Origin of the sequence: Paenibacillus endophyticus (assembly GCF_014192395.1) — a bacterium.
GTDB lineage: Bacteria > Bacillota > Bacilli > Paenibacillales > Paenibacillaceae > Pristimantibacillus > Pristimantibacillus endophyticus.
This window is the reverse complement of record NZ_JACHXW010000003.1, coordinates 365,666-391,643: the sequence shown is the minus strand read 5'-3', so window position 1 is coordinate 391,643 and position 25,978 is coordinate 365,666. Positions and strand designations below refer to the sequence as shown.

The 25,978-nt window shown below is 48.8% G+C and carries 23 protein-coding genes; 16 read left to right on the top strand and 7 right to left on the bottom strand.

What is annotated here, in order from left to right; translation table 11 throughout:
* Nucleotides 1-205: 205 nt before the first annotated feature.
* Complete coding sequence (locus FHS16_RS07220) at nt 206-835, bottom strand: transmembrane-type terpene cyclase (RefSeq protein WP_183560360.1); 630 nt, start codon at nt 833-835, stop codon at nt 206-208.
* Nucleotides 836-1,127: 292 nt separating this feature from the next.
* On the opposite strand from FHS16_RS07220, the gene FHS16_RS07215 reads away from it, so the two are divergent.
* Nucleotides 1,128-1,922: a TetR/AcrR family transcriptional regulator gene (locus FHS16_RS07215; RefSeq protein WP_183560358.1), complete on the top strand. Its 795-nt coding sequence runs from the start codon at nt 1,128-1,130 to the stop codon at nt 1,920-1,922.
* A 200-nt stretch (nt 1,923-2,122) separates the two neighbouring features.
* Here the strand turns inward: FHS16_RS07215 and FHS16_RS07210 are convergent, their stop codons facing one another.
* Both FHS16_RS07210 and FHS16_RS07205 read right to left on the bottom strand, forming a co-directional pair.
* Nucleotides 2,123-2,911 carry an ABC transporter permease gene (locus FHS16_RS07210; protein WP_183560356.1) on the bottom strand — a complete coding sequence of 263 codons (789 nt, stop codon included), beginning with the start codon at nt 2,909-2,911 and terminating at the stop codon, nt 2,123-2,125.
* A complete protein-coding gene (locus FHS16_RS07205) occupies nt 2,908-3,795 on the bottom strand; it encodes an ATP-binding cassette domain-containing protein (RefSeq protein ID WP_183560353.1) in 888 nt (295 codons plus the stop codon). Before FHS16_RS07205 ends, FHS16_RS07210 begins: the two co-directional genes overlap by 4 nt.
* Before the next feature lie 415 nt (nt 3,796-4,210).
* On the opposite strand from FHS16_RS07205, the gene FHS16_RS07200 reads away from it, so the two are divergent.
* The 5 genes from FHS16_RS07200 to FHS16_RS07180 all read left to right on the top strand — a co-directional run bounded on the left by FHS16_RS07200 (nt 4,211) and on the right by FHS16_RS07180 (nt 10,283).
* Nucleotides 4,211-6,130, top strand: a complete 1,920-nt coding sequence (locus FHS16_RS07200; protein ID WP_183560351.1) for a serine hydrolase domain-containing protein — start codon at nt 4,211-4,213, stop codon at nt 6,128-6,130.
* 151 nt (nt 6,131-6,281) lie between these two features.
* The gene (locus tag FHS16_RS07195) at nt 6,282-7,232 is read left to right on the top strand and encodes an ABC transporter substrate-binding protein (protein ID WP_183560349.1); all 951 of its coding nucleotides are present in this window, start codon (nt 6,282-6,284) and stop codon (nt 7,230-7,232) included.
* Nucleotides 7,233-7,330: 98 nt separating this feature from the next.
* Entirely contained in the window at nt 7,331-9,019 is a 1,689-nt protein-coding gene (locus FHS16_RS07190) for a helix-turn-helix domain-containing protein (RefSeq protein ID WP_183560347.1), read from the top strand.
* A gap of 147 nt (nt 9,020-9,166) precedes the next feature.
* Nucleotides 9,167-9,595: a VOC family protein gene (locus FHS16_RS07185; RefSeq protein ID WP_183560345.1), complete on the top strand. Its 429-nt coding sequence runs from the start codon at nt 9,167-9,169 to the stop codon at nt 9,593-9,595.
* 97 nt (nt 9,596-9,692) lie between these two features.
* Nucleotides 9,693-10,283, top strand: a complete 591-nt coding sequence (locus FHS16_RS07180) for a TetR/AcrR family transcriptional regulator (protein ID WP_183560343.1) — start codon at nt 9,693-9,695, stop codon at nt 10,281-10,283.
* Nucleotides 10,284-10,380: 97 nt separating this feature from the next.
* Here the strand turns inward: FHS16_RS07180 and FHS16_RS07175 are convergent, their stop codons facing one another.
* Entirely contained in the window at nt 10,381-10,962 is a 582-nt protein-coding gene (locus FHS16_RS07175) for an NAD(P)H-dependent oxidoreductase (RefSeq protein ID WP_183560341.1), read from the bottom strand.
* 173 nt (nt 10,963-11,135) lie between these two features.
* Here FHS16_RS07175 and FHS16_RS07170 point away from each other — a divergent pair, with 173 nt between their 5' ends.
* From FHS16_RS07170 to FHS16_RS07155, 4 genes are all read left to right on the top strand, one after another.
* Nucleotides 11,136-12,161 carry an AraC family transcriptional regulator gene (locus tag FHS16_RS07170; RefSeq protein WP_246431640.1) on the top strand — a complete coding sequence of 342 codons (1,026 nt, stop codon included), beginning with the start codon at nt 11,136-11,138 and terminating at the stop codon, nt 12,159-12,161.
* 17 nt (nt 12,162-12,178) lie between these two features.
* Nucleotides 12,179-12,793 carry an adenylyl-sulfate kinase gene (gene cysC / locus FHS16_RS07165; protein ID WP_376769658.1) on the top strand — a complete coding sequence of 205 codons (615 nt, stop codon included), beginning with the start codon at nt 12,179-12,181 and terminating at the stop codon, nt 12,791-12,793.
* A 72-nt stretch (nt 12,794-12,865) separates the two neighbouring features.
* Nucleotides 12,866-13,666, top strand: coding sequence for a helix-turn-helix transcriptional regulator (locus FHS16_RS07160; protein ID WP_183560338.1), 801 nt, complete (start codon nt 12,866-12,868; stop codon nt 13,664-13,666).
* 155 nt (nt 13,667-13,821) lie between these two features.
* The gene (locus tag FHS16_RS07155; protein WP_183560336.1) at nt 13,822-14,778 is read left to right on the top strand and encodes an aldo/keto reductase; all 957 of its coding nucleotides are present in this window, start codon (nt 13,822-13,824) and stop codon (nt 14,776-14,778) included.
* Nucleotides 14,779-14,880: 102 nt separating this feature from the next.
* Here FHS16_RS07155 and FHS16_RS07150 read toward each other — a convergent pair whose 3' ends face one another.
* Nucleotides 14,881-15,462, bottom strand: a complete 582-nt coding sequence (locus FHS16_RS07150; protein WP_183560334.1) for a TetR/AcrR family transcriptional regulator — start codon at nt 15,460-15,462, stop codon at nt 14,881-14,883.
* Nucleotides 15,463-15,680: 218 nt separating this feature from the next.
* Between FHS16_RS07150 and FHS16_RS07145 the strand changes: the two genes are divergently transcribed.
* The 4 genes from FHS16_RS07145 (at nt 15,681) to FHS16_RS07130 (ending at nt 20,662) form a co-directional block, all read left to right on the top strand.
* Nucleotides 15,681-16,862, top strand: a complete 1,182-nt coding sequence (locus tag FHS16_RS07145) for an MFS transporter (protein WP_183560547.1) — start codon at nt 15,681-15,683, stop codon at nt 16,860-16,862.
* Nucleotides 16,863-17,075: 213 nt separating this feature from the next.
* Entirely contained in the window at nt 17,076-17,969 is an 894-nt protein-coding gene (locus FHS16_RS07140) for a family 43 glycosylhydrolase (RefSeq protein ID WP_183560332.1), read from the top strand.
* Between the two features lie 153 nt (nt 17,970-18,122).
* On the top strand, nt 18,123-18,596 hold the full coding sequence (locus FHS16_RS07135) for a VOC family protein (RefSeq protein ID WP_183560330.1): 474 nt from the start codon (nt 18,123-18,125) through the stop codon (nt 18,594-18,596).
* 227 nt (nt 18,597-18,823) lie between these two features.
* A complete protein-coding gene (locus FHS16_RS07130) occupies nt 18,824-20,662 on the top strand; it encodes a UbiD family decarboxylase (RefSeq protein WP_183560328.1) in 1,839 nt (612 codons plus the stop codon).
* A gap of 303 nt (nt 20,663-20,965) precedes the next feature.
* On the opposite strand, the gene FHS16_RS07125 is transcribed toward FHS16_RS07130, so the two are convergent.
* The gene (locus FHS16_RS07125) at nt 20,966-22,315 is read right to left on the bottom strand and encodes a lytic polysaccharide monooxygenase (RefSeq protein ID WP_376769657.1); all 1,350 of its coding nucleotides are present in this window, start codon (nt 22,313-22,315) and stop codon (nt 20,966-20,968) included.
* A 479-nt stretch (nt 22,316-22,794) separates the two neighbouring features.
* Complete coding sequence (locus FHS16_RS07120; RefSeq protein ID WP_183560326.1) at nt 22,795-23,637, bottom strand: helix-turn-helix domain-containing protein; 843 nt, start codon at nt 23,635-23,637, stop codon at nt 22,795-22,797.
* A 128-nt stretch (nt 23,638-23,765) separates the two neighbouring features.
* Between FHS16_RS07120 and FHS16_RS07115 the strand changes: the two genes are divergently transcribed.
* Together FHS16_RS07115 and FHS16_RS07110 are read left to right on the top strand one after the other, a co-directional pair.
* Nucleotides 23,766-24,866, top strand: coding sequence for an FG-GAP repeat domain-containing protein (locus FHS16_RS07115; protein WP_183560324.1), 1,101 nt, complete (start codon nt 23,766-23,768; stop codon nt 24,864-24,866).
* Nucleotides 24,859-25,917: a Gfo/Idh/MocA family protein gene (locus tag FHS16_RS07110; RefSeq protein ID WP_183560322.1), complete on the top strand. Its 1,059-nt coding sequence runs from the start codon at nt 24,859-24,861 to the stop codon at nt 25,915-25,917. The genes FHS16_RS07115 and FHS16_RS07110 overlap by 8 nt, the downstream gene beginning before the upstream one ends.
* Nucleotides 25,918-25,978: the final 61 nt, after the last annotated feature.

Below are 25,978 nucleotides of genomic sequence, written 5' to 3'. Positions count from 1 at the left end.
CAGCAATCGAGCATGGCTTTCGGATAAAGGCGCGAGGCAAGAGGCAAGAGGCAAGAGGCAAAAGGAACAAGAAGAGCAAGAAGAGCAAGAAGAGCAAGAAGAGCAAGAAGAGCAAGGAGAGCAAGAGGCACAATAATAGCAAGATGAACAAGAAGAATAAACCCAGTCGCAAGCGGCCTGGGTTCATTCTTCTTGCAGTTGATGCTTATGCAGGTTTGAGCACTGTGCTAACCGTTCTACGATAAACAAGCAGGATGTAGAGGATGTCCAATATAAAAATCAAAACATACATAATCATGAGCAATACTGATTGCGGATCAAGCGCAAAGCAGATGACGGATGCACAGAGCGTTCCAATCATTTTGAAATAAGCGATTGAAAGGGACTGACCTTGGAGCTCTTTGGCAAGCAGCAGCTTAATAAACAGGATGGACATCAATAAGTTGATGAAAAAGGCCGAATAAATACCCATTTCGTCATCGAATTCAATCGCGCTACCGTAATGCAGCAGAAACGAAATGACAAGCAAGCCGGCGACGGAAGCATATATCAAGCGTTTGGAATATGGTGCTTTGACATACATGAAATATTGGAGCAGGATGACGCAGTCGAGTAAAAACCAGATTAAGGTTACGATTTGTTGAAGCGGATGAAACGGCATGATGAAAGTAAGCAGGAACTCCCAAGTGATGTTGGCGCAAATGCAAGCGAGCGGCATTCCGCAAAACTGATCCTTGAATCCTCTATAAATGACGAGAACATAGGCAGCTGTCCAGAATAAGGCAACTCCGAGAAGCAGAAGAAACGTGACAACTAGCGGCAGTTGAAGCTCCATTGGGTAATGAGCACATCCTTTCCGGGCGTGATTGACATGTATAAGAATTTATATGTTTTCACATATAAATGTGCTTATCTATCTCCGCGTAACGACTGCTTTTGCCAAAGAGGACGGCAACAGCCGTTTAGACTTTCATACAAGCATGCTTTTTGCTTGTCTATGTATATGAAACAAGCTATTCGAGTAGACCATGGCCGGAAGGCGAGTTACGGGGATACGTTTAGTTGTGATATACTGTCTATCAGGTATACAATTACACGGACGGTTCGTTTTCGGGGGGCAGGCAGTGATGCAAAACAATGAGTATCTTGATCAGGAACAACTGAAGGGTTTCCCTAATGGGGCGAAGCTCAGCTGGGGAATCGTGCAGCAGTCGAAACGGGGGCCTAAAGGCGAGCTAAGCATCAAAAAGATAGTGGATGCAGCTATTGCCATTGCCGACAAGGATGGGCTATCCGGCGTATCGATGAGCAGGGTTGCAGCTTCACTCGGTTTTACGACGATGTCCCTATATAGATATATTGCCAGCAAGGACGATCTGCTTCTGCTCATGCAGGATGCGGTATGCGATGTTCCGATCCCTCCGCAAGTGGCGGAAATCGATTGGCGGGCAAGTATGCGGGAGTATGTGAAGGTGTGCATTGCTGTTTTTTGCAAGCATCCTTGGTTTGGCGACATTCCGATTTCAAGCGTTCCGATAACGCCTAACAACCTGCAGATGGTCGATTGGATGCTTAGGTCCATGCGCGACTTTCCCTTGAACGAATACGAAAAAATGTCAATTCTCCTCCTGCTAAGCAGCTATTCGCGTTCAAGCGGAATCATTCAGCGTGACATGCAGCGGATGGTTCAAACGGGAGGAACCCCAGATATTTTTAGCGGTCTAAGCTACAGCAAGGCGCTTAAGCAGCTGGTTAAGGCAGAACGATTTCCAAGCTTGCATCCGCTTATCATGTCAGGGGCATACACAGGAGAAAATGAGAGCGAGAATACGGTAGGAGATGATTTCGATTTCGGTCTAGAAAGAATTCTGGACGGTATTGAGCACTATCTTGAGCGCAAGCAAACGCTGAAGCCGGACTGAACGGAATCGGACATGCCAAAGGGACTGGCCCACATGTCGGCTTTTGAAATCTCAGCTCCCGTTTGGTACATATATTGAAGATGAAAAAACCTTCAGCTCCACTATAAAAGTGGCGTTGAAGGTTATTTGTGCATGTTAGGGGATTGACCATTCGCATTTACTTTTTCGGAACAGTGCTTCGGAACAGTGCTGCAAGGAGCTTATCTCCGAGCCGTTTTCCGCTGAAAGGCCCAATTACACCAGATTAGGGAGATTAGAACAATGAATAAGCACCAGCCAATCGCAAACCAGCCGCTATTTAGAATGGGTGTGCCGGTAAGGAGACCGCGAATCGTTTCGATCACGGGTGTAATCGGCTGATGATTCGCAATGCCTTGCAGCCAGCTCGGCATGTTATCCGTTGGGACGAAAGCGCTGGACAAGTAAGGCAGAAAAAGCAGGATGAACCCGTAAGCACTGGCTGAGGAAGGACTGCCGGCCATCAATCCGATTGCCGCGAATAGCCAAGTGAAGGAGAGGATAAACAAAGCAATGATGCCTATGGCTGCCAGCCATTCAAGCAAGCTTGCGGAAGGCTTGAATCCGACAAGCAGCGCAACCCCGACAACAACCCCTGTTGCGAATAGGTTGCGTGCAAGGCTCGCGACGACATGGCCGGTAACTACGCTCATGCTCTGAATCGGCATAGTCCGGAACCGATCGACGATACCGTTAGTCATATCCATGGACACATCAACTGCGGTACTGGATGAGCCGAATCCGGCGCAGAGCAGAATAATGCCGGGAACGACATAGTTAACATAATTTCCGGTTGGGTCAATGGACCCGCCGAATACATAGGTGAAGAGCAGCATGAGCATGACAGGGAGCATGATCGCCATAATCAATGCTTCAACGTTGCGTAAGCTATGCCGTATGCTGCGTCCGATAAAGACGGCATTCGTCGTGGCAAAAGAGGCTCTCTTGATTGAGGTGCTTGCATTCATCATGATGGGGCCCTCTCCATTTCTTGGGAAGTCAGTGCGATAAAGACATCATCCATGCTCGGTTTGCGGATGCTTACGCGCATAGTAGGCGAGAGACTTTGCGTTAGCTCGTTCAAGGCTTGGTTCATGTCCAGCAGGGTACCGCTAGTAGCTGCGGTGCGGACTATTTCATCCTTTTCGTTGCGGATTTCAATGACTTCGCCGCCGATGCTGGACTTTAACGACTTAGCCGTTCCGGTCGCAACTACGCGTCCGCTGTCAATGACGGTGATGATATCAGCGAGCTGATCAGCTTCCTCTAAGTACTGAGTCGTCAGAAAGACAGTGATGCCTTGTTCTTTCAATTGAAGGATGATCTGCCACAAGGAGCGCCTGCTTATCGTATCAAGCCCTGTCGTCGGTTCATCCAAAAACAGAATGGGGCGCTTGACCACGAGACTGATCGCAATATCAAGCCGCCTTCGCATGCCTCCCGAATAGGTTTTTACGCGTTTTTTTGCCGCTGCTGCAAGATCGAAATGGCGCAGCAGCTCCTCTGTGCGGCTGCGTGATTCCGCAGCTGTTAAGCCAGAGAGCCGGCAGAGCATGCGCAAATTTTCTTCGCCCGTTAATACTTCGTCGACTGCGGCGAATTGCCCGGTTAGACTGATCGATTGCCTCACCATATCCTTGTCGGTCGCGAGATCATAGCCGGCAATCTTTACAATGCCATCATCCTGATCGTATAGCGTGGATAAAATGTGAATCAAGGTTGTCTTGCCTGCTCCGTTAGGTCCCAGAAGAGCATAAATCGTGCCGGCGGGAACTTGCATGTCAATTCCGTCAAGCACGACCTGATTGCCGAATTTTTTGCGCAGTCCAATCGTTTCAATGGCGAGCTTACTCATGTTTTCCTCCTCTAAAAATAGTGTATGATATAAACAGTATATGAGATACTCAGTTATAATACAACTATTCAAGGGTGGTATTTTTAAAAGAGCAAAAGGTGCTATAGGCTTACAAATAATCGCTCCGTTTTCAACAAGCCCTGCTGTCGCGTCTCCAAGCTTCGATTTTCCATGCCGGTGTAGTTATACCATTTGAGATTTCTTACTCCTATTTTACGAAAAGTACCGCGGAACATGATTTTGGTTATTGGATTTCCGAAAGCAGCTCCAGAAACGGAAGTCGCCAACGATGTGTTATCCATAATTTATTAAAAAATAATATTTGTATGAATTTACTAGATTTCTCAATCATGCTATATTTGAACTCTGTTTGCTTAAAACGCAGGCAGCCGAGTGGTATGAAGGGGGAAGAAACATGTTGAAAAAAGCAATTGCAATCTGGTTTGCAGCTATGCTCGCTATATCAGGCTGCCTTCCTGCTTTACCAGGAAGTATGGCTAGTGCAGCGAGCCGCAGCACGACTCCATCGGGTATTCCGATATCAGGCCTGGAAGCATTTGTCGATCAATACGTGGACGCATATATCGGCAAATCAACGGTAGGAGCAGCTATTGTTGTTGTCAAAGACCATAAGGTAGTATTGTCAAAAGGATACGGCTACGCAGATGTTCAGAACAAAGTACCCATCAGCCCGGAGAACACCGTTTTTGAATGGGGATCGATTAGCAAGCTTGCCGTTTGGACAGCAGTCATGCAATTAGCGGAGAACAATCAATTGGATCTTCAAGCGGATATTCGGACCTATTTGCCTGACCATTTCTTGTCCAAGCTCAAATATGACGAGCCCATTACGATGCTGAATTTAATGAATCATAATGCGGGCTTCGAAGAGTATATGTTCGATATGGCTTATCAATCCCCTGGGGAGGTTCGCCCGCTGGAAGAAGGATTGCAGCTTGCCGAGCCTGCACAGGTAAGAAGGCCAGGAGAGACAGTCGCTTATTCCAATTACGGGACCTCTTTGGCAGGATATATCGTTGAGCGAATTACCGGCCAGAAATTTCATGAGTATGTAGATGAGCATATTTTCTCCAAGCTCTCCATGCAACAGTCGACCGCGCACCCAACGCTAGAGAATCGCCCAGATCTGATAGCTGTCAAAGCACAAGGCTATCTGCACGCCGGCCCATCATCTTTTACGCCAGCTTCATGGAATTACATGTCGATGTACCCGAACGGCGGCAATAACGGCACGGCTGCAGATATGGCTAAGTTTGCACTGGCATTTATGCCACCAGCCGGTGATCAATCTCCTCTTTTCGCTCAGCCAGCTACGATTAGCGAGATGCTCTCTACAAGCTATGCGGCTGATGCAGATATGCCTGGCATTGCGCACGGCTTCTGGGAATACGCAGGCGCGCATAAGGGAGTCGGGCATGGCGGGAATACCATTGCATTCTCCAGCAATCTTCAGCTTGTGCCGGAGGAGCAGTTCGCTGTCGTTATTCTAACGAACCAATCGGCTGAATCGTCTATCGTTCATGGCTTGATGAAGGAGCTGCTAGGTCAGCGAAGCTACGCGCAATCAGTAGAAGAAATGCCTGACCCGCAGGAGCTGGAAGGAAGTTACGTGACGGCAAGGCGACCTTATAAAGGCTTTATGAACGTATATGCCTATCTCACGCTGCTCAAAGTGGTTCCTTTAGAGTCCAAAGAAATTCGGGTTTCGCTGGCGGGAATGAGCGCGGATTATAAGCAGGTAAAGCCTTACCTCTATGAAAAGGTTCGCGGCGATTCTTCGCTTGACGTGTTTATGCAGCTGCATTTCAAGGTTACGGATCATGCTGTTGACAATATAACCGCTTATACAACCGAATACCTCCCGCTGCCCAAATCTAAATCGACACCGGTGCTTGCCGGTTACGCCGCACTGGCAGCCGTTTCAGTGCTTTACTTTGCCGTGGCGCCAATCGTTATGCTTATCCAGTCATTGTTGTTTAGGAATAAGAATCGATTGAAATCGCGGGAGCAAGCTTTCTTCGGCCATATCGTTAGAGGGTTAACCTTGGTTGGAACCGGACTTATCGCGAATAATCTTATTCTTGCCCTTCGCATGCTAAGCAATTATGAACGTGCATATTCGGAAATCATCGTTCACATCATCATGAATGATATATTTGCCGTTTTGGCTGTCCTGCTGGCAGGCTTACTGTTTATGTATAGGTATAAAAAGCATCCGAATGTAACGCTTAAAGAAGCTGCTTTTGCTTGGCTATCTGTTATTTTACTGGCTGTTTTAATGGCATTGCTCGTGATTTGGCAGTTTTATCGTTAAATGAGCGGAGCCCGCTTTCGAAAGAGGGCGACCTGTAAAAGCAAATGACGTTTTATACAAAAGGTTGTTTGCTTTTTATCCATTGTCATCATTGTTTGCTTCGATTATATTGATAATTGTTCTCAATACAATCGATAAAGGGGTTTGACCAATGTACAAAAAACACGCTAGACTTTTACTTCTTTGCTTCTTGTTATTATCCGTAAGCGCCTTGGCTGCTTGCGGTTCAAAGGCTGACAACGAATCGGCGGCATCGAATTCGGAACAATCTACCACTCGTGTATATAAAGATTTCAGCGGTCATGAAGTGACGATACCGACTAATCCTCAAAAAATCGTCATGCTCGGCGATATTCCAGGCGATCTTCTTGCACTTGGCATTAAGCCGGCGGGCAACGATTGGCTGGGAGAGCCTTATGTTTATAAAAGTGAGCTGGAAGGCGTAGTCGATATCGGTTACCCGCATAACATGGAGAAGATTATTGAGCTTGCGCCGGATCTAATCCTGCAAGCGGGATACGGCGGGGATGACGAGGAGAAGATTTTCCAGGATATGTCCAAAATTGCGCCAACGGTCGTATTCAACCGAGATGCCGTCACGTATGACCGGATTCGCGAAGTGGCAGACATCGTCGGCAAGAAGCAAGTGGCGGAGGATTGGATTACGAGCTATGAGAGCAAGGCGAAAGCGACATGGGACAAAATTGGCCTGAAGCCGGGGGAAACCGCGACTGTTTATCTAAGTCTGGGAGGCGATTTCTATGTCATGGGCCATTTCAGCCTGACGATGTCTTTGTATCAGCCACAGGGCTTTAGCGCCAGCGAAAAGGTACAGGCGCTCATTGACAAGGCTGAGCCATTCTCGCTCATATCCCAAGAGGTTCTTCCGGATTTTGCCGGTGATCATCTGTTTCTGCTAAGCGCACCAGGCACGGAAGACGAGAAAGCGGCGAAGGCGCTGATCGACAGCCCGCTATGGAAATCGATTCCAGCCGTTAAGAATAATCGTGCTTATCTGGCCAGCATTTCCTGGAACGCCAGTGACCCGATAACGATGGAACGCTTCTTGGATGAACTGCCAAAAATAATGGGCATAAAATAAAGAGGAATGGGCAAGCGATATTTCAACGAAACAGTTGAATCGCTTGCCTTTTTTGTATACAATATTGATAATAATTCTCAATTAGAGGCAGGCATCATATGCAGCGTAAATCATCGAATTCAGCTTTATCGCTAATGTTCTCGCTTGCGGATTATCGGTTTCTGCAATGCGATATACGTCAAGATTTAACAATTAGCTGCGACAGGCATACGATTATTGCATTTTCTTCAGGAGAAGGCATGTATCAGATTGCGGATACCAAATGGAGCTTCAAAGCAGGAACATGCATTCTGCTCCCTCCGGGGAGTGAAATGAAATGGCATGCAGGCGAAACGGTGATTGAGGGTTATGTGGTTTCCTTTGATGCATTCGGCTGGGGTGACCGGACGCCGTTGCCGATTGTGGATAAGCAGTGGCCATACTATCGGCCGCTCATTGGTTCTCCGGCATCCCGGCTTCTCGAGCCGATCAAACGGCTTCGCCCTCTATCAGCGCAAGCAAGCCAGGCTGGGAGAATGCGGCAGCTTATTTGGCTGCAAGAGATGATTTGTCTGCTTCTGGAATTGAACGAGCAAGCGATTAAGCTATCGTCTGCCGAAGAGTCGGATCGGCTTCGCTTAACCGTCGGCTATTTGAATGAACACTATTTAGATCAAATTACCGTCGACCAGCTCGCCCAAATGGCGGACATGGGACGTTCGAAATACAGTATGGCGTTTCAGTTGGCGATGGGGAAGAAACCGCTGGAATACTTGAACGATTTGCGGATCGAGAAAGCGAAGCAGCTGCTGGAAGGCAATGAGCAGCCGCTTCGAGAGATCGCAAGGCAGGTTGGGTTTAACGACGAATATTATTTCAATAGGCGCTTCACGAAAAGGATCGGAATTCCGCCCGGCTTATACGCAAAGCTAAGCAGAACGCCGGCGGCTGATATCGGTGCTGTTCCGTCTGCGGTGCTTCCATCCGCCAGAACAAAACGAATCGTGGTAACCGGCTATACGCTTGGGGAGCTTCTGACACTCGGAATGAAGCCTGTCGGCGCAGAGCTTACGGTTATTGGGAGACAAGTTGTATTCGGCGATCTTCTGCATGGGGTGGCCGATGTTGGCTTGCTGGGGGACCCTTCCATCATAGATGGGCTTCGTCCCGATTTAATCATCTTAGGCAGCAAGCTGCATCGCCATCATGAGAAGCTTGGCTTAATCGCTCCAACTGCTATTATTGACAGCAATCTGGAGACCAAAGCGCGGCTGCTTGCAGTCGCGGAATTGCTAGGGATGACCGAGAAGGCATCGGAGTGGATTGAAGGCTACGAGAGACGATGGGAGTCGATGTGGGCGAATCGTGCTTCGGAAATACGGCCAGGCGAAACGGCTTCCGTCGTGCTTCTGCATATGGGAAAGCTTTATGTGATGGGGATGTCGGGGTTCGCAGCAAGCTTGTATCATCCGCAGGGCTTTAAGGTTTCAAGTACTGCTTGGGGTATACATGACTGCGGCGAAAGTTTCCGGAAGATCGAGGTGGACAACCTTGCGGAATTAGAAGGCGACCGTTTATTTCTGCTCTCGGATCCCCGGGAGATCAATAACAAACATATGCTTTGGTTAATGGATCATCCGAAATGGCAGTCGCTCGAAGCCGTTCAGAAGGGCCGGTTTCATATAGCGGACAGCTCTTGGAATTTCGATGATCCGGTTACGCGTGATCGGCTGCTGTCTGCCATGCCAAGTATTTTGCGCGCTCGTTCCGAAGCCGGCGACAACGTCTCAAGGCCTTTGATCGGCTAATAAAAATAGTGAGGATAACGTAAAACCAAGCTTCGTCATGTTGAAGCTTGGTTTTTTGTGCGAATTTGATTATAATCATTTACATACGTTCTGTATGTATGTTAATTTGTATTGAGGATATCATCTTTTATAGAGGAGAATGAAGGCATGAGAATGAACGGTTTCTATCCAGTTATTTTGACAAAAAACGTAGCCCAGAGTACAGAATTTTATCAGAAGCATTTCGAATTCCAGTCTGTATATGAGTCGGATTGGTATGTTAGCCTGCGCAATGGAAACGGTTATGAGCTGGCCTTGCTTTCGGCAGACCATCCTACGGTTCCTGAGGCTTATCGCAAGAAAGCTGAAGGATTGATTTTAAATATGGAAGTTGATCATGTAGATAAAGAATATGAGCGCTTAATAACCGATGCGAAGCTGTCGCTCGTACAGGATATTAGGGATGAGGATTTCGGGCAGCGCCACTTCATATTGTCCGATCCCGGAGGCGTGTTAATCGACGTGATTACGATGATTCCGCCTTCGGCCGAAGAGAGCTCCCATTACGTGGACGCGGCCTGGAAGAAAGAGGAATAGGCAAGGAGCTGCACCGGAATGCAGCAGAGGCAGCTTGAAGGAAACATAGGAAGCTTAAAGGAGACAGAGGCAGCTAGAAGGAGACATAGTCAGCGAAATGAAAAGAAATAAGCAGGATACGGCAATTACGATAAATAAGATTAAGCAGATTGCTCGAGAGCATTTCACCGATCATGGATATGCCGAATGCTCATTAGAAGAAATTGCTAGAAGCGTAGAGGTTACCCGGGGCGCTTTGTACCACCATTTCAATAATAAAAAAGGCTTGTTTCAAGCTGTGCTTGCATCCGTTCAGGAAGAAGTTGCGCAGCGTGTCGAAGAGGAAGCCTCTCAAAGCGAGGACATGTTCGAGCAGCTGTACCTTGGCTGTCGTGCCTTCGTGACGGCAGCTACTGAGCCGACAAATAGGCGAATCATGCTGATCGATGGGCCGGCCGTGCTTGGATGGGAGGAGTGGCGACAGCTTGACGCCAAGCAATCCATGAGACTTCTGCACGGTCAGTTGGAACTGATGCAGCAGAAGGGCACACTTAAGAGCATCCGGCTTGATGCAGCAACGCATTTGCTGTCAGGGGCACTAAATGAAGCAGCGCTCTGGCTCGCCCAAAAAACGGACGTGGAAGAAGCGGATGCAGCATTGGATGATTGTTTGTATACGCTGAGACGGCTGCTAGACGGCCTGAGTTAATGGAGTCTGAACAAGATACATCCATCGGAAGCAAAGCATTAGCGAGAGGAAGGCTGCCTTATAATCCAAGGCAGCCTTCCTTGCGCTAAATAAGCGTTTAACATCGTTTTGAACCGAGCGACTTCACTTTTTTCAACCATTTTGCCCGAAGCTCCGCGGTTGAAGGTTTGACGGGCCCGACCTCGGTTATGCGAACTGGGGTAATGCCGCAAAATTGTAGAATGTTTCGCTTCATTACGTTATGGCCGGCACGTCTGTAGATGAGTCTGTTGTACCAGGAGGGGGTATCAGCTGTGACGATAAGATGCGCGGATTTCCCTTTTAGCAGTTTATCCCATAGGCTGGAATTTTCACGGTATTTGAAGGCGAAGCCAGGCAAGAAAACCCGGTCGATAAAGCCTTTTAGAATCGCAGGCATTGCGCCCCACCAGGTAGGGTATACGAACACGATATGGTCGGACCAGCTAATGAGCTTCTGTGCTTCCAATAAATCCGGCTCCAGCTCCGTTCGTTGGCGGTATCCGTATTTCAAGTTCAACTCAAATTCTAGCTTGCTGAGGTCAATTGTGCGTACCTCGGCGCCGCTCCCCTGTGCGCCTACAGAATAGGCTTCGGCAAGTGCCGAGCAGAAGCTTTGGGGATCAGGATGTCCGTTAACGATGAGAATTTTCGATTTCATATGGATATCTCCTTTGTGTTTAGGCTTTTTAACAGGATGAACGCTGTCCATTAGGCTTGTTTTCGATATAATATAGTGGTGCAACCCTACAATTAGCATAAAGCGATAATGTAAATAAATGAATGATCAACAGCGCAGAAATGGTGATGATTCGCGCAAAGGAGGAAAAAAGCTTGAAGAGCCACGGAGTCGCCGTTTCAATGGTGTATCCAATCATGAAATCTATCGTTCACAAGGGATTCGAGACGGATCGCTATTGCAGCTATGCTTCATTCGATGCAAGCTTGCTGCAGGACGTGGAAGGGCGAATTGCGGGCGAGGAATTGGAGCGTTTAATGATTGCGGCTGCCGATTTCACGCAGGACGACTATTTTGGACTGCATCAAGGCGCTATGACTGAATTCGTAGATTTGGGTATTCTAGGTTACGTGATGATGCATTCCGATACGATCGCCGATTCACTCGCTGCGTATCAGAGATACAATGTCATTCTTTGCAGCGGTTTCAATCTGAGCTGGGAAGTTATGGGGGACGAAGTGGTTATAAGGTTGTATTTGGAACATCCGGGAAAGATGTCCCGCCATTGCGTAGAGGATATGGCCAGCTCGCTTTACCGATTGATTGGAAGGCTGAGCAATCGGCGTATTCCGGTTTACGGCATTGCATTTGAGCATGACGCTCCGCCGGATACGGCGCCGTATCTCCCCGTATTCGGAATGATGCCCCAGTTCGGTTCGACGAGCAACGTTATTCGAATGGGCAAGGAAATACTCGATTATTCCGTTTTGTATTCCGATGCAAGGTTAAGAATCGTATTTGAGGCTATTGCGGAAGAAACGCGGATCGAGCTGACCGAGGAAAGCGTGTTATCCGAGCAAATTGTGCAGTGGATGAGGAAATCCATGCCTGCCTTTTTTCCTTCGCTGCGGCAGACTGCCGAATCGTTCGGGACGAGTACAAGGACTCTTCAGTCGAAACTAAAGGAAGAGAAAACGACCTTCAACGATTTATCCACTCTCGTTCGCAAAGAAATGGCGATGGGTTACTTGAGAAAACGCGAATATTCCGTTGGTGAAATTGCTTATGCCTTGCATTTCTCGGAGCCAAGCGCTTTCCAAAACGCGTTCAAGAAATGGACGGGGTTGACGCCAAGTCAATACCGCACAACTCTGGTCCAAGAGCAAACGAGCAAGCAGTAAGGAAGGAGCCGGATCGCTTGACGAATACACGGAAGAGAAACGTGACCTGGCAGCAAGGCACGGTCAACCTAGACAATCATGCGTCATTAAAAGGACATCGAGGCGCTGTTATTTGGCTTACGGGGTTATCCGGGTCAGGGAAGTCTACGGTGGCAAGCGAGCTGGAGAAACGATTATTCAGGCATCATATACATACGTTTATACTGGACGGAGACAATCTGCGGCATGGGCTAAACCGTGATCTTGGCTTTAGCCAGACAGACCGCAAGGAGAACGTCCGCAGGCTTGGCGAGGTGGCGAAGCTGTTTGTTGATGCAGGTTTAGTCGTAATCGTAGCCGCGATTTCCCCGTTTCGAATCGATCGGGAGCAAGCACGTACATTACTGCCGGCCGACCGATTTTTTGAAGTTTTTCTTTCTTGCCCATTGAAGGTTTGCGAGCAAAGAGACTCGAAGGGACTTTACAAAAAGGCAAGGGCAGCAGAAATAACGGATTTTACCGGTATCTCGTCTCCTTACGAGGAACCGCGCGACCCGGAGATTATCGTGAAGACGGATGAGCTGAGCATCGATGAAACAGTCGATACGATATGGAAGAAAGTGATGTTAAGGGGATTCGCAGCGGAAGGGTAGGTCGGGATAGAAATGCTGCTTGACAGCTGTCCTACCTGCTATAACAAAGATTTATACGGAAAGAGGCGTCCTATGTCAGTCGAGAGCAGCAAAGCCAAGCTATTAGGTGCTTTTCTGAAGTCAAGAAGAGATCGGCTTCAGCCGGAGCAAGCAGGCATCCATCAATCATATGGCAAGCGAAGGGCGATCGGGCTGCGGCGAGAAGAGGTTGCTACGCTCGCAGGCGTTAGTGCAACCTATTATACATGGTTGGAGCAGGGCAGAGAGGTCACAGCCTCCAAAGTGGTGATCGAAAGCCTTGCGAAGGCGCTTCAACTGACGGCAGACGAGCGAAACCATTTCTTAAAGCTGTGGGATCCGAATGATACAGGTACCGCCCCCCCAATAAGCACTACGCTTAATCCACAGTGGCGCAATATTATCGATCAATTGTCTTACCCTTCTTTCATTTCCAACGAAAAGGCAGATGTGCTAGCTTGGAATCGCGGGGCGGCTGAACTGCTGGCTGATTTCTCTGCGCTCCCTGAAGGAGAACGCAACATGCTCCGCCTTTTATTCACAAGCTCCGAGCTTCGCCGCCGCATGCTCAACTGGGAGGAGTTTGCTTCGCATTCGGTTGCTGTTTTTAGAACCTATTTTGATAAGTATATCGAGGATCCATGGTTCAAAGAAATAGTGGAACAGCTGTGCGAGGAAAGCGCGGACTTTACTTCAATGTGGCGACGCCATGATGTGCAGCTTAAAAAAGTAAGCCGGGTGACCATTCAGCAATCCGATGCTTCAAAGGCAATTACTTATGAAATACAGTCATTAGCTAGCGCAGCTGATTATCCGGATCTGCACTTCTGTATCTATACACCGATACAAGCTTGAGATAAGAAGCAAACGCAGCGGCAGCTTTCCAACTTTGTTTTTCTGCCTAGTAATTCTATTGCTAGCATAAGCCTACTGTGGCTGTCTCTTCTTCCAATGGATACAATGAGTGCATGTTCTATTGCATGAGAATCAAGCGGAAAGAAGGAGTAGAGATGAAGAAAAGAAAGCTGGGGAGCGAAGGATTGGAAGTATCGGCACTTGGCCTTGGCACAATGATGATGCCAAACAATGATGAATCTGTGCGTGCGATCCAAGGCGCGCTTGATCTTGGTGTAACGATGTTCGATACGGCGGATCTATACGGCGAGGAATATCTTTTGCACCGATTCGGTGGGAACGAAAAGCTGATTGGTCGCGCCCTAAAGGGTCGGCGTGACGAAGCGATTATTGCGACCAAGTTTGGAATAACGCATAGTCAAGGTCCTAAAGGAGATCCAGCTTATATTAAAAAATCAGTGGATGCGAGCCTCTACCAGCTTGGTGTTGATTATATTGACCTTTATTATCAGCACCGCGTTGATCCGAATATACCGATCGAGGAGACGGTAGGAACGATGGCGGATCTGGTGAAAGAAGGGAAAATTCGCTATATAGGTCTCTCGGAGGCGCCTGCTGCTATCATTCGCCGAGCCCATGCGATCCATCCGATTACGGCAGTGGAAACCGAATACTCCCTATGGAGCAGAGAAGTGGAGGATGAGGTGCTGCCGACGCTGCGTGAGCTAGGCATCGGATTCGTTCCCTATAGTCCGCTTGGAAGAGGGTTTCTAACCGGTCAGATTAAGAAATTTGACGATCTCCCGCTAGATGATTACCGGCGTTTTTATCCGAGGTTCCAGGGCGATAATTTCGTTAAAAACGTAGAGGTTGTTACTCTCATTGAAACAATGGCCGCCAAGAAAGGCTGCACCGCCGCCCAGCTTGGTCTCGCATGGCTGCTGGGACAGGGCGACGACATCGTACCGATTCCAGGAACGAAGAGATTGGAACGGATTCAGGAAAACATAGGGTCTCTTCAAGTGGCATTGACGGCAGACGACTTCGCGGAAATTGAACGCATTTCGCCGAAAGACGCAGCCGCCGGCGGTCGTTTCCCCAGCTTCAACTAAGCATCAGACCGTTTCTAGACGTTGCTAGGCAAGACAAGCGGCTTCTAATGAAACGGTCTTTTTTTAAGTTCGGCAATAGAATTTCAGTAATCAGCATGTGCTCTAATGCAGCAGGGTAAGCGTAACCGTAATTGCATTGCTGATCAAAGAAGGCTCGGGGCGTGATTTCAGCAGCACGGTTAGTCCGATTAAGGCGATAAGCAGCGATTGCGCGACAGCCTGTGCGTTCATTTCCTCGCTTAATTCTCCCGAGCGAATTCCGCGTTTAATCGTTTCTTCGAAAAGCGCGGCCAAATAGTTCTGATGCTCTCTGGTCAATATTTCAAACTTGGCATGGTGGGGGGCAAGCTCAACCATTGTATTGATACAGAAGCAGCCACGGCGTCGCTCCGTGCCTGATTCCTGCGCGACAATCTGTTCAAAATATTCGCGAAACGCTTCCTTTACGGAAGCGCTTCTGCTCAGCTGGGCACGTGCAGCAGAAGCATGCATTTGCGTGTATTTGCGAAGAGCAGTCTCGAATAGCTCTTCTTTATTTCCGAATGCGGAATAAATGCTTGGCTTCTGGATGCCCATTGCTGCCGTTAAATCGTTTAACGAGGCAGCCTCGTAACCCTTCTCCCAGAACAAATGCATCGCGGTATCGAGTACTTTATGCTCGTCGAATTCACGGCTTCGCACCATAAGCTCATCCTCTTTTCATAACGATCAGTTTATAATTATTTTATGTGAATAGCTTATTAGTTGTCAAACCGTTGACTTTATAACAACTAAAACGTATATTAATCGTTATTATAACATACTGATCGGTAAGTAATGAATGACGATAAGGTTTTAGAGGAGTGTGGAGTTTGGAATTTTCAAGTCAAAAACAAAGCGAGCAGAATGTGCCGCCATCTGGCATGCAGGCGGCTGCGCTGCCGCGCATTCTGACGTTTATGTTTGCTTTCGCCGCCGGTCTTGCCGTTTCAACGATTTATTTTGCGCAGCCATTGCTGGAAACGATTGCGAATGAATTCGGCATCCCTCATTCTTCAATCGGGATAGTCATAACGGTTACTCAGGCATGCTACGCATTGGGACTGTTTTTACTCGTGCCTCTTGGCGATATGCTGGAACGGCGTTCATTGGTAATCGCCTTGCTGCTGTTGTCCGTCCTTGGATTATTGACGGCAGCTGCTGCCAATCACCTTATGGTCCTGCTGGCTGGGGTGGCAGTTATTGGATTGTTTGCGGTAGTCGTTCAAGTAATGGTTGCATTCGCAGCGGCGCTTGCTGCTCCAGCCGAGCGTGGCAGGGTACTTGGCACGGTTACGAGCGGCATCGTAATGGGCATTTTGTTAGCAAGAACCTTTGCTGGCGTTTTAACCGATCTAGCGGGCTGGCGGTCTGTTTATTTGGTATCTGCGGGGCTTATGCTAACGGTTGCATTCGTCATGTACCGGATGCTTCCGATGCATCGCGAAAATGCAGCCATGCTATTGCCCTATCCGAAGCTGTTGCAATCAATGTTCCGCTTATTCATGGAGGAGCGTGTGCTCCGAATTCGCGCAGCACTGGCGTTTCTCTTGTTTACCGCGTTTAGTATTTTGTGGACAGCGCTTGTTCTTCCGCTTAGCGCTCCGCCTTATTCTTTGTCCCATAGTGCGATAGGAGCGTTTGGCCTTGCAGGCGTTGCCGGCGCGCTTGCAGCTGCGCGGGCAGGCCGCTGGGCCGATAGAGGGTACGGACAGCGAACAACGGGAATAGCGCTTGCCGTGTTGTTAGCATCTTGGCTGCCGATCGGTCTTACCGGGCATTCCATATTTTTTCTAATTATCGGTGTTGTTGCTTTGGACTTTGCGGTACAAGCGGTGCATGTGACGAGTCAAAGCATGCTTATGAATATTAGCCTTGAATCGCGCAGCCGGCTGACCGCTGCATATATGATTTTCTATTCGCTCGGCAGCGCGGCTGGCTCTATATCCGCAACGGCGATTTTCGCGCATTGGGGATGGATGGGGGTGTGCATGCTAGGCGCAGCCGTTAGCGCATTGGCTTTGCTGTTCTGGGCTTGCACGAAGCAGTCGGGATCAGACGGGTAATCGAATAAGCTGTTTTTTCACGTTGAAGCACGGATATCCATTACTCATCGATGAATTAGCCATATTTAAAGTAAACGCTTACTGAAAAACGAGGGAAGAACGGCTATAATAGATTTATCTAATCGTCAATCTATCCATCCTTTCATTAATCTAGCAATTAAAACGAAATAACTGGCCGATTGTCGAAACATCGGCAAACAGGGAGCGACGCCAATGGAGACGAAACGCAAGCTGATTCCGGTACAAGAGGGGCCGTGGCAGCTGCTCTTTCAGCCGCAAATGACGGGAAACTATGTGAATGACCATAGCTTGGTTGCGGCGGCAGACGGCAGCTGGCATCTGTTTGGCATTACGAGCTTATTAGAAGGAATAAATCCTGAGCATGAGCGCTATTTCGTGCATGGGTGGGGGAGCACTCTTCTAGGCGGGCTTACGAATGAGGCCAAAACGATGGATCATGGGACGAGGGCATGGGCGCCGGGCGTGATCGGCCATGGCGGCCGATATTTCATGCTGTACGGGCCGTCCCCGACGAAGCTTGCGGTATCAAGCGACCTTCATCATTGGATGAACCACGAGCCGGAGCTGGTCGGAGAACCGCTCGAAGCCTGTCATCGCGACCACATGGTGATGCAGCTAAATGAGGAAACGTGGCTCATGTACGCAGTTGGGGTAAAAGAAGGCCGAGGCTGCGTGTCGGTGTTCGTCTCCAACAATATGATTCAATGGCGTTTCGTTCAATACGCGCTCGTAACGGAACAGTCTGCTCCGTTACGCCCTGCTTGGGGAGCCGTTGAATCTCCTTTTGCGTTCAAGCATGAAGGTTATTATTATTTGTTCATCACCTATACGGATTGCAGCAAAGATAATTACAATGACACGGTTGTGTTCCGGTCATCGAATCCATATGATTTCGGCTCCTATGACGGAGCGGGCGGCGGATTGAAGATGATTACCCGATTGTTTGGGCACGGTTCCGAGGTGATTCTGAATCAAGGTGACGGACACTGGTATATGACAACGTGCGGCTGGCGAGGAATGGGTACGCCGCATGAAGGAGCGGTATCAATAGCCCGTCTCGCTTGGAAAGAAGAAGGCTGTCCGTAATGCAGCGTGAAATGAATGCGGTAAGCGAATTAGGCATAGCGCCATTTACTGAAATAGAAGAGGAACGGAAGTTCCGTGAAAAGCTGGCGTCAGTCTGGAAGATGGCATAGCTGGAAATAAATATTTTAAATCCAAATAGAGGAGCTGCGCATTATGCAAAAGATTTCACCGTTCCTATGGTTCAATGACCAAGCGGAAGAGGCCATACATTTCTACCTGTCGGTATTCAAAAACGGGCGAATAATCAGCGTATCCCGTTATGGTGAGGCTGGGCCTGGACCAAGCGGCTCTATGATGTCGGGTACGTTCGAGCTTGAAGGCCAGACGTTCATGGCGTTGAATGGCGGGCCGCACTTTCCGTTCACGCCAGCGATTTCTTTATTTGTTAATGGTGAGACCCAGGAGGAGGTAGACGAGCTGTGGGATAAGCTCTCCGAAGGGGGAGCGAAGGAAAAGTGTGGCTGGCTGAGGGATAAATATGGTTTGTCATGGCAGATCATCCCGGCAGGAATGGGGAAGCTGCTTCAGGACAAGGATCCTGTTAAAGCGGGTAGAGTCATGCAGGCTATGCTGCAAATGGAAAAGATCGATTTAGCTGTTTTGATGGCAGCTTACGAGGCTGATTAAACGCATACGAGTCATATAGCAGCCGGGTGAGGCTGCTTTTTGCTTGTTGAGGAATCTTCCAGCTTTGTGTACGAATTGTCACGCCGGATACGTTTATTTATGGTGCATTATGCGCTGTTTGATTGGTAGCAGGCTGTTTTTATATTATAATACCTAGTAAGACGCTTCAGATTCAAATGGCTATGTCACGATAATCATCATATTTATTTATAGATTGGAGCATTAAAATGATCTATCGCAATTTAGAAGAATGTGTCATCGACTTGGAGAGAAATGGTCACTTGATCCGGATTCATGAAGAAGTCGATCCTCATCTGGAGATGGCTGCCATTCATATGAAAGTTTTTGAAGCGGGCGGGCCGGCCTTATTATACGAGAAGGTAAAGGGCTCCAAATTCCGGGCGATATCGAATTTGTTCGGTACGGTGGAGCGAAGCAAGTTCATCTTCCGCGATACGTGGGAATCGGTACAGGATGTCATTGCCTTGCGGAATGATCCGATGAAGGCGATGAAGAACCCGTTAAAGCATGTCGGCGCGGGATGGGCTGCCAAAAATGCGCTTCCGTTGAAAAAGAGCGGCGGCCTGCCTGCTGCCATGCACGAAATCAGCATTGCTGATCTGCCTTTGATCAAGCATTGGCAGGGAGATGGCGGCGCGTTTGTGACGCTGCCGCAGGTGTATTCAGAGGATCCGGACCAGCCGGGCATTATGAATTCGAATTTGGGTATGTACCGCATTCAGCTCGATGGGAACGATTACGTGCTGAATAAGGAGGTTGGCGTTCACTACCAGATCCATCGCGGCATCGGGATTCACCAAGATAAAGCGAATCGGCAAGGCGCGCCTCTTAAAGTAAGTATTTTCATTGGCGGTCCTCCTGCGCATACGCTGTCTGCCGTTATGCCATTGCCTGAAGGCATGAGCGAGCTTACCTTTGCGGGATTGCTGTCTGGCCGCCGCTTTCGCTACAGCTACATCGATGGTTTCTGCGTAAGCCATGATGCCGACTTTGTCATCACAGGTGAAATTCACCCCGGAGAAACGAAGCCGGAGGGACCTTTTGGCGATCATTTGGGTTATTACAGCCTTACCCATCCATTCCCTGTTATGCGGGTACATAAAGTATATGCCAGGCAAAACGGGATTTACCCGTTTACGGTAGTAGGCCGCCCGCCGCAAGAGGATACTGCGTTTGGCGCGTTGATCCATGAATTGACAGGAAGTGCTATTAAGCAGGAAATTCCAGGCGTAAAAGAGGTTCACGCCGTTGACGCCGCGGGCGTACATCCGCTGCTGTTTGCCATAGGCAGCGAGCGCTATACGCCGTACCAGCAGGTAAAGCAGCCCGCAGAAATTCTTACGATTGCCAACCGCATATTAGGGACAGGCCAGCTTAGCTTGGCTAAATATCTATTCATAGCGGCGGAAGAGAGCGAGAAGCTGGACACGCATCATGTCGAGGATTTCCTCAGTTATCTATTGGAACGAATCGATCTGCGCCGTGATATTCATTTCCAGACGAATACGACGATCGATACCCTTGATTATTCGGGCACCGGTCTCAATACCGGAAGCAAGGTCATATTCGCCGCCGCGGGGGAGCGCAAACGAGAGCTATGCAAGGCTGTACCCGATGCGTTAATAAACCTGAACGGATACGGTAAAGCTGCTTTGGTTATGCCGGGCATAGCAGCCATTCAAGGCCCTGGCTTTATAAGCTACGAGGAAGCGCAGCATGAATTGCAAAGCTTATGTGATGCCATTGCGGATAGAGGCGAGCTGGCTGCCTGCCCGATGATCATTCTCTGCGATGACAGTGCGTTTATGAGTGAAACGACAAACAACTTTTTATGGGCTGCTTTCACGCGAAGCAATCCCTCGCATGATATTTATGGCATCAACAGCTCTTATGCCTACAAGCATTGGGGTTGTGACAATGTGATTATCGATGCGCGAATTAAACCGCATCAGGCGCCGCCCCTTATTCCCGATCCTGCCGTTGTGAAACGGGTGGAGCGCTTGTTCGCAAGCGGTGCAAGCTTGGGCGGGATATTGAAAAACTAATGCAGCCGGCAGGCTGCTGGCTGTTCACATAAAAGCGACTGAGATCGATGGATCTCAGTCGCTTTTATGTATTCTAAGGTTCGTCGCACAAGTGAATAATCCCTAATATCCCTCGCTAGCGTACGATTTTACCCCTCCGCTCAGACACATTTCCCCCTGATTTTGACAGTGGAGCAATTGAATTCGATGAACGATTTACCTAAAATTTAGGTAAAGATGGGTAAGTCAATGGATGCAAAGAAAAGACCGGCACGGAGCAATGAAGCTGAATGCCGGTCATTCTAATGCTGATGCTTAGGCGAGTTACTTCAACAACCAAAGCGCAGGGACGATCGCAGGTTCCCAGGTTGCAATGGCTGTATGGGCTTGGCGGCATTCGTATAAGGAGCCGTTATAGGTCACGAGCGTGCCGATTGTGTAAGTCGTTCCCGCTGACCAAGCAGGAGCTGTAGAAGCGGATGCAGTCGTGCCATTAATGCTGCTTGCTGCCGATTGATTGTTTGCTGCGTCGATTGCATATACGCTGAATGAATAAGTCGTACTGGCAGCAAGGCCGGTAACCGTGTAGGAAGTTGCGGATGCAGGGACGGTAGCAGCCAATGTCGTACCGCGGTAAATGTTATAGCCGGTTACCCCGACGTTGTCTGTCGCAGCGTTCCACATCAGCATGAGGCTTGACGATGTTGGAGCGCCCATCACATGCAGACCGCCTGGAGCAGTCGGAGCCTGAGTATCAACGCCTCCAGAGGCATTCGTGGTTACCGTGATCGCATTGCTCGCGCTTGATTCGTTGCCGGCGCCATCCACTGCTTTGACGTTAAAGGTATAAGCGGTATTTGCCGCTAAGCCGGTCGCTTGATAAGCGAGCGTCGTTCCGGAAACCGTTGCAGCAACCGTTGCGCCTTTATAAATTTTGTAGCCGGTTACGCCTACGTTATCCGTTGACGCGTTCCATGCCAAGGATACGGTTGTAGCTGTTTTGGCTGGGGACGATAGGGATGAAGGCACTGTAGGCGCTTGTGTATCTACCGGATTGGTGCCGCTGAAATTGACATCGATAACATTGTAGAAAGCGTTGGCCGTGTCAGCTACTTCCCAAACGGCGAGAATGATATGATAGCCGCTGCGCTGGGGAACATTACAGCTGTTCGAGTAGGAGAACGGCGGCTGGGCGCCGCCATAGTTGACGGAACAGAATGGCGCAAGGTCGAAGGAATCGCGTGTCAGCACGGCGTTCGGATTCCAGTTGGTTTTTGTAATATAGTATTTCCAGCTTGCCGTTGAATGGTTGGCTGTCAGCTTCCAAGTAAAGGTGTTCTGGCCGGAGGAGAGGTTCACCTTTGCCCAGCGGGTAGCGGATTGCTCATCGAGCTTAGGGAACGCGCCGTTTGCGCTGGCGATCTTGCCGTCAGCAGGACCAGCGGCAGGAAATCCTTTTGGCGCTTCTAGGCTTTGAGGCTCGTAAACGATTGATCCGCAGTCCGTATTTTGACCTGATTTGCAAAGGGCTGCGCGGCTTGCAGGTCCTTCGACATATCCATGCGCAGAAGCGAGACCCGAGAATAGCGTTAAGCTAAGCGCTGCAATAAGTGCGATGGCACAGTAAGTAAAAAGTTGTCTAGCCTTCATTTGCTTGAAACGGATGGTTGTCAATATCATTGCCTCCTTCGAAATGTGGAATTGCCGATTGCTGACTGCAGGGATGTAACCAAATGGAAATGATTTTCGCTAGCTTAGCTCTAGTTAAAGGGGACATGACTCCTTTCTTCCCAATTTGTATATATAAACTCAAAGAGTTCATACCCAGCTTTGGTTTTAAAGGCAATCGTTGTGGCAGGATAGCGTCTAGAGGGGAGACAGTGAGTAGCGTTCATTTAGAATGAAAGCGTCAACGTGAAGATCTGTGTTCAGTGTATAACATTTGTTAAAAAAATATGAGGGTACTTTGGATTATTTACTCAATTTTGTGATTTAATAGTTCATAAATATGAATTTAATTATCATATAAAAGATCAAAATAAGTGTAAATCTTGGGTTTACAGTAAAGTTGGCAGCACAAAAGCTTGCCGAAGCAAGCTCGAATTAGTTTTTTTGAGTCTAGGCCTTTGGAATTAACCCCAGTCATTGCATGTTTAAGTTGCAGGGGGCGCGGCGCTTTTTCGGTACTCACCGGGCGATTGGCATATTTCACGTTTGAATAGGTTGTGAAAGGACGTTGCGCTCGAATATCCTACGCGTTCAGCAATGTGCTCAACCGCATCGTCCGTTGTTTGCAGCAAATGCTTGGCGGCGTCCATGCGAAGGCGAATCGTATATTGTATCGGGCTCATGCCGGTTGCCTCTTTGAAGAAATGGCTTAAATATGAAGGGCTTGTCCATACCGATCTAGCGATCTCAGCCAGCGAAAGCGGCTTGTTATAATGCTCCGCAATGAACCTCTGGGCAAGCTTAACGGCATGGTTGCGGTTGCTCTGCTCTTTGGCTGCGGCATGGGGAGCATAATACAAATGTCGGCACAACCGGGCAATCAGAATCGCAAGCTGCTGTTCAGCAATGAGGCTGGACTCCGGGGCACCGCTGCTCATTTCCTCATACATTTCGCGAATCATTGCAAGCGCTTCCGAAGTGTGGGAAGGCATATGAAATACGGCAGGCTTTTCAGGATCAAGCAAATAGTTAGGGGGAAGTCCGGATAGCTGCAGATCGGAGAAGCTCAAGCAGAAAAACTCGATGCCTTCGCTTGGCAAGCTCCATTCCTCATGCCACAGTCCTTGCTGGAAGAGAACAAAATGATGTTTTTCCGCGCCGTAGCTTTTACCGTCAATGACGTATTTCGCTTGGCCGTCAACAATAAACAGCAGTTCGGTCTGATCGGAATGGTGATGCAAAGGGTAATGCATGCCAGGCTGGGCGGAATACGTGAAGTGGGAAATGAAATGTAGTTTTGGCAGCGTCTCAATGATAGATCGGTACATGAGAGTTCTCCTTTAGGAAAGCAAGAATGAAGAGCTGAAATAGCAAGAAAGAGCATAAAAACCTTTTACATTATAGGATATAGTAGGGATGTGACATATGCAATATAAGAAGAAAGGAGATAGTTAGGATGCTTAAATTCCGTAAAAGAAAGCTATCCGACGAGCGTTTTGAGGCCTGCTCGGTATTTGATGTCAATGGTGATGGCGTAATGGACATCGTTAGCGGGGCGTATTGGTATGAGGGGCCCGATTACGTTAAAAAGCATCGAATATGCGATATTGCAGAAATAGACGGCTATCATGATGATTTCTGCGATTACCCTTTGGATGTTGACGGTGACGGCAGAATGGATATTATTACGGCATCCTTTTGGAGTCTCTCCGTTCGGTGGAGAAGAAACCCAGGAGAAACGGAAACGTTATGGGAAACGGCAGAAGCGGGACCCACGGGACATACGGAAACGCTGCGTTTCTATGACATCGACGGATGCGGCATTCCAGAAATTTTTCCCAATGCGATCGACGAGCCGCAAGCATTTTTCAAGCTTGTTTGCGATGCCTCGGGCAAGGGCACAGGCCAATTCACGAAAATAGTAATCGGCAGCGAGCATGCCGGACATGGAATGGGCTTTGCCGATATAAACGGAAATGGGAAAATGGATATCGTCCTGCAAAAAGGATGGTTGGAGCAGCCGGAAGATCCTTATGCCGGGCCGTGGGTATTTCATCAGGAATTCGACCTTGGTGCTGCCAGCATTCCGATTCTGGGCTATGACGTAAACGGAGACGGGCTTTGCGATCTGATTTACGGGGCGGCACATGATTATGGGTTATTTTGGATGGAACAGCAGATTGGGGCGGATGGAGCTCGCGTATGGAAGAAGCATGTGATCGAATTGGACGGATCGCAATTCCACGATATGCAGCTAGCCGACATCGACGGAGATGGACAGCTTGAGCTTGTAACGGGAAAACGTTATCGGGCGCATAACGACGGGGACCCGGGTGCTTTCGATCCAATTGGCATGTATTACTATCGAATCGATCAGGGGCGCTTTGAAAAGCATGTGATCGACTTTGGGAACGCGGAGGAAGGTGCTTCCGGCGCAGGTATTTATTTCTGGATGCAGGACCTGACAGGCAATGGGTACTTGGATATTGTCGCGCCAGGAAAAGAGGGGCTTTTTCTATTTGAAAATCTTGGATCGGAGGCCGGCTGTGATGGATAAAGTAAAGGTTGTTTTTGTTGGTACGGGCGGCTTGGGACAGCAGGCGCATCTCGCGAATTATGCAGCGCTCGATGAGCTTTGCGAAATTACGGCCATCGTTGAGCCGCGCCCCATGCTGGCGGCGGCAGTGGCGGCCCGATATAACGTTAAACAGGTCTATCATGATTACGAAGCCTTGCTGGAGAAGGAGAGCTTTGATGCGATTATTGCGCCGCAGCAATACCGAAAGCATAGCATTATCATCCCGGATTTATTGCGAGCAGGAAAGCCGATTCTTACCGAGAAGCCGCTTTGCTTGACCGTAGAAGCAGGCGAAGAGCTTGTACGCATTGGAGAGCAGCAGCAAACGCGGCATATGGTTGGCTACCATAAAAGATCGGATCCGGCAATGGAGTACGCCAAAGCATGCGTAGAGGACTGGAAAAAATCCGGCGATTACGGCAAGCTGCGCTATATCCGTATTTCGATGCCGCCAGGTGACTGGTGGATGGGCGCAGACAAGCCACTTATGACCGATGAGCCTTACCCTGAAGGGGAGTGGGAGCCATACTCGGCACAATTCTCTGAGCAGCAAAATCGCGATTATGACAGCTTTGTCAATTATTACATTCATCAGATTAATGCGATACGGTATGTGCTGGATGAGCCCTATCAATTGACGTTCGGGGATCGATCGGGCGTTCTATTGGCTGGCGAAAGTGAAAGCGGCGTATGTGTATCCCTTGAAATGGCCGCTTACCATACCAGCATAGAATGGCAGGAGACCGTATTCATTGCTTTTGAAAAAGGCTATATCCAAGTCGAGCTGCCTGCCCCGTTAGCAAGGCAATTGGCGGGGAAGGTGTCGGTCATGACCGATAACGGCCATGGTCAGCCTGCATTAACCCAGCCGATAATGCCTAACTTATCGGCGATGAGAAAGCAAGCAATCAACTTTTTGGCCGCCGTTAAGGGAGCCCCGACGGGCATTTGCACGGCCAAAGAAGCGCTTGAGGATTTGAAGCTTGCCGAACATTACATTCATCTTATGTCTGCATATTCCGCGCGTTGAGCGATATACGAGTATTGCTGGCAAAACCTTATCATTTCACTATGATGCGGCTCATCCGATG

Coding starts and splice junctions, on each gene's coding strand:
- FHS16_RS07205 (WP_183560353.1), bottom strand. CDS start 3,795: ATGAGTAAGCTCGCCATTGAAACGATTGGACTGCGCAAAAAATTCGGC.
- FHS16_RS07135 (WP_183560330.1), top strand. CDS start 18,123: ATGCAAAAGATTTCACCGTTCCTATGGTTCAATGACCAAGCGGAAGAG.
- FHS16_RS07220 (WP_183560360.1), bottom strand. CDS start 835: ATGGAGCTTCAACTGCCGCTAGTTGTCACGTTTCTTCTGCTTCTCGGA.
- FHS16_RS07150 (WP_183560334.1), bottom strand. CDS start 15,462: ATGGTGCGAAGCCGTGAATTCGACGAGCATAAAGTACTCGATACCGCG.
- FHS16_RS07120 (WP_183560326.1), bottom strand. CDS start 23,637: ATGTACCGATCTATCATTGAGACGCTGCCAAAACTACATTTCATTTCC.
- FHS16_RS07160 (WP_183560338.1), top strand. CDS start 12,866: ATGTCAGTCGAGAGCAGCAAAGCCAAGCTATTAGGTGCTTTTCTGAAG.
- FHS16_RS07155 (WP_183560336.1), top strand. CDS start 13,822: ATGAAGAAAAGAAAGCTGGGGAGCGAAGGATTGGAAGTATCGGCACTT.
- FHS16_RS07185 (WP_183560345.1), top strand. CDS start 9,167: ATGAGAATGAACGGTTTCTATCCAGTTATTTTGACAAAAAACGTAGCC.
- FHS16_RS07130 (WP_183560328.1), top strand. CDS start 18,824: ATGATCTATCGCAATTTAGAAGAATGTGTCATCGACTTGGAGAGAAAT.
- FHS16_RS07195 (WP_183560349.1), top strand. CDS start 6,282: ATGTACAAAAAACACGCTAGACTTTTACTTCTTTGCTTCTTGTTATTA.
- FHS16_RS07180 (WP_183560343.1), top strand. CDS start 9,693: ATGAAAAGAAATAAGCAGGATACGGCAATTACGATAAATAAGATTAAG.
- FHS16_RS07210 (WP_183560356.1), bottom strand. CDS start 2,911: ATGATGAATGCAAGCACCTCAATCAAGAGAGCCTCTTTTGCCACGACG.
- FHS16_RS07190 (WP_183560347.1), top strand. CDS start 7,331: ATGCAGCGTAAATCATCGAATTCAGCTTTATCGCTAATGTTCTCGCTT.
- FHS16_RS07215 (WP_183560358.1), top strand. CDS start 1,128: ATGCAAAACAATGAGTATCTTGATCAGGAACAACTGAAGGGTTTCCCT.
- FHS16_RS07115 (WP_183560324.1), top strand. CDS start 23,766: ATGCTTAAATTCCGTAAAAGAAAGCTATCCGACGAGCGTTTTGAGGCC.
- FHS16_RS07200 (WP_183560351.1), top strand. CDS start 4,211: ATGTTGAAAAAAGCAATTGCAATCTGGTTTGCAGCTATGCTCGCTATA.
- FHS16_RS07145 (WP_183560547.1), top strand. CDS start 15,681: ATGCAGGCGGCTGCGCTGCCGCGCATTCTGACGTTTATGTTTGCTTTC.
- FHS16_RS07175 (WP_183560341.1), bottom strand. CDS start 10,962: ATGAAATCGAAAATTCTCATCGTTAACGGACATCCTGATCCCCAAAGC.
- FHS16_RS07140 (WP_183560332.1), top strand. CDS start 17,076: ATGGAGACGAAACGCAAGCTGATTCCGGTACAAGAGGGGCCGTGGCAG.
- FHS16_RS07110 (WP_183560322.1), top strand. CDS start 24,859: ATGGATAAAGTAAAGGTTGTTTTTGTTGGTACGGGCGGCTTGGGACAG.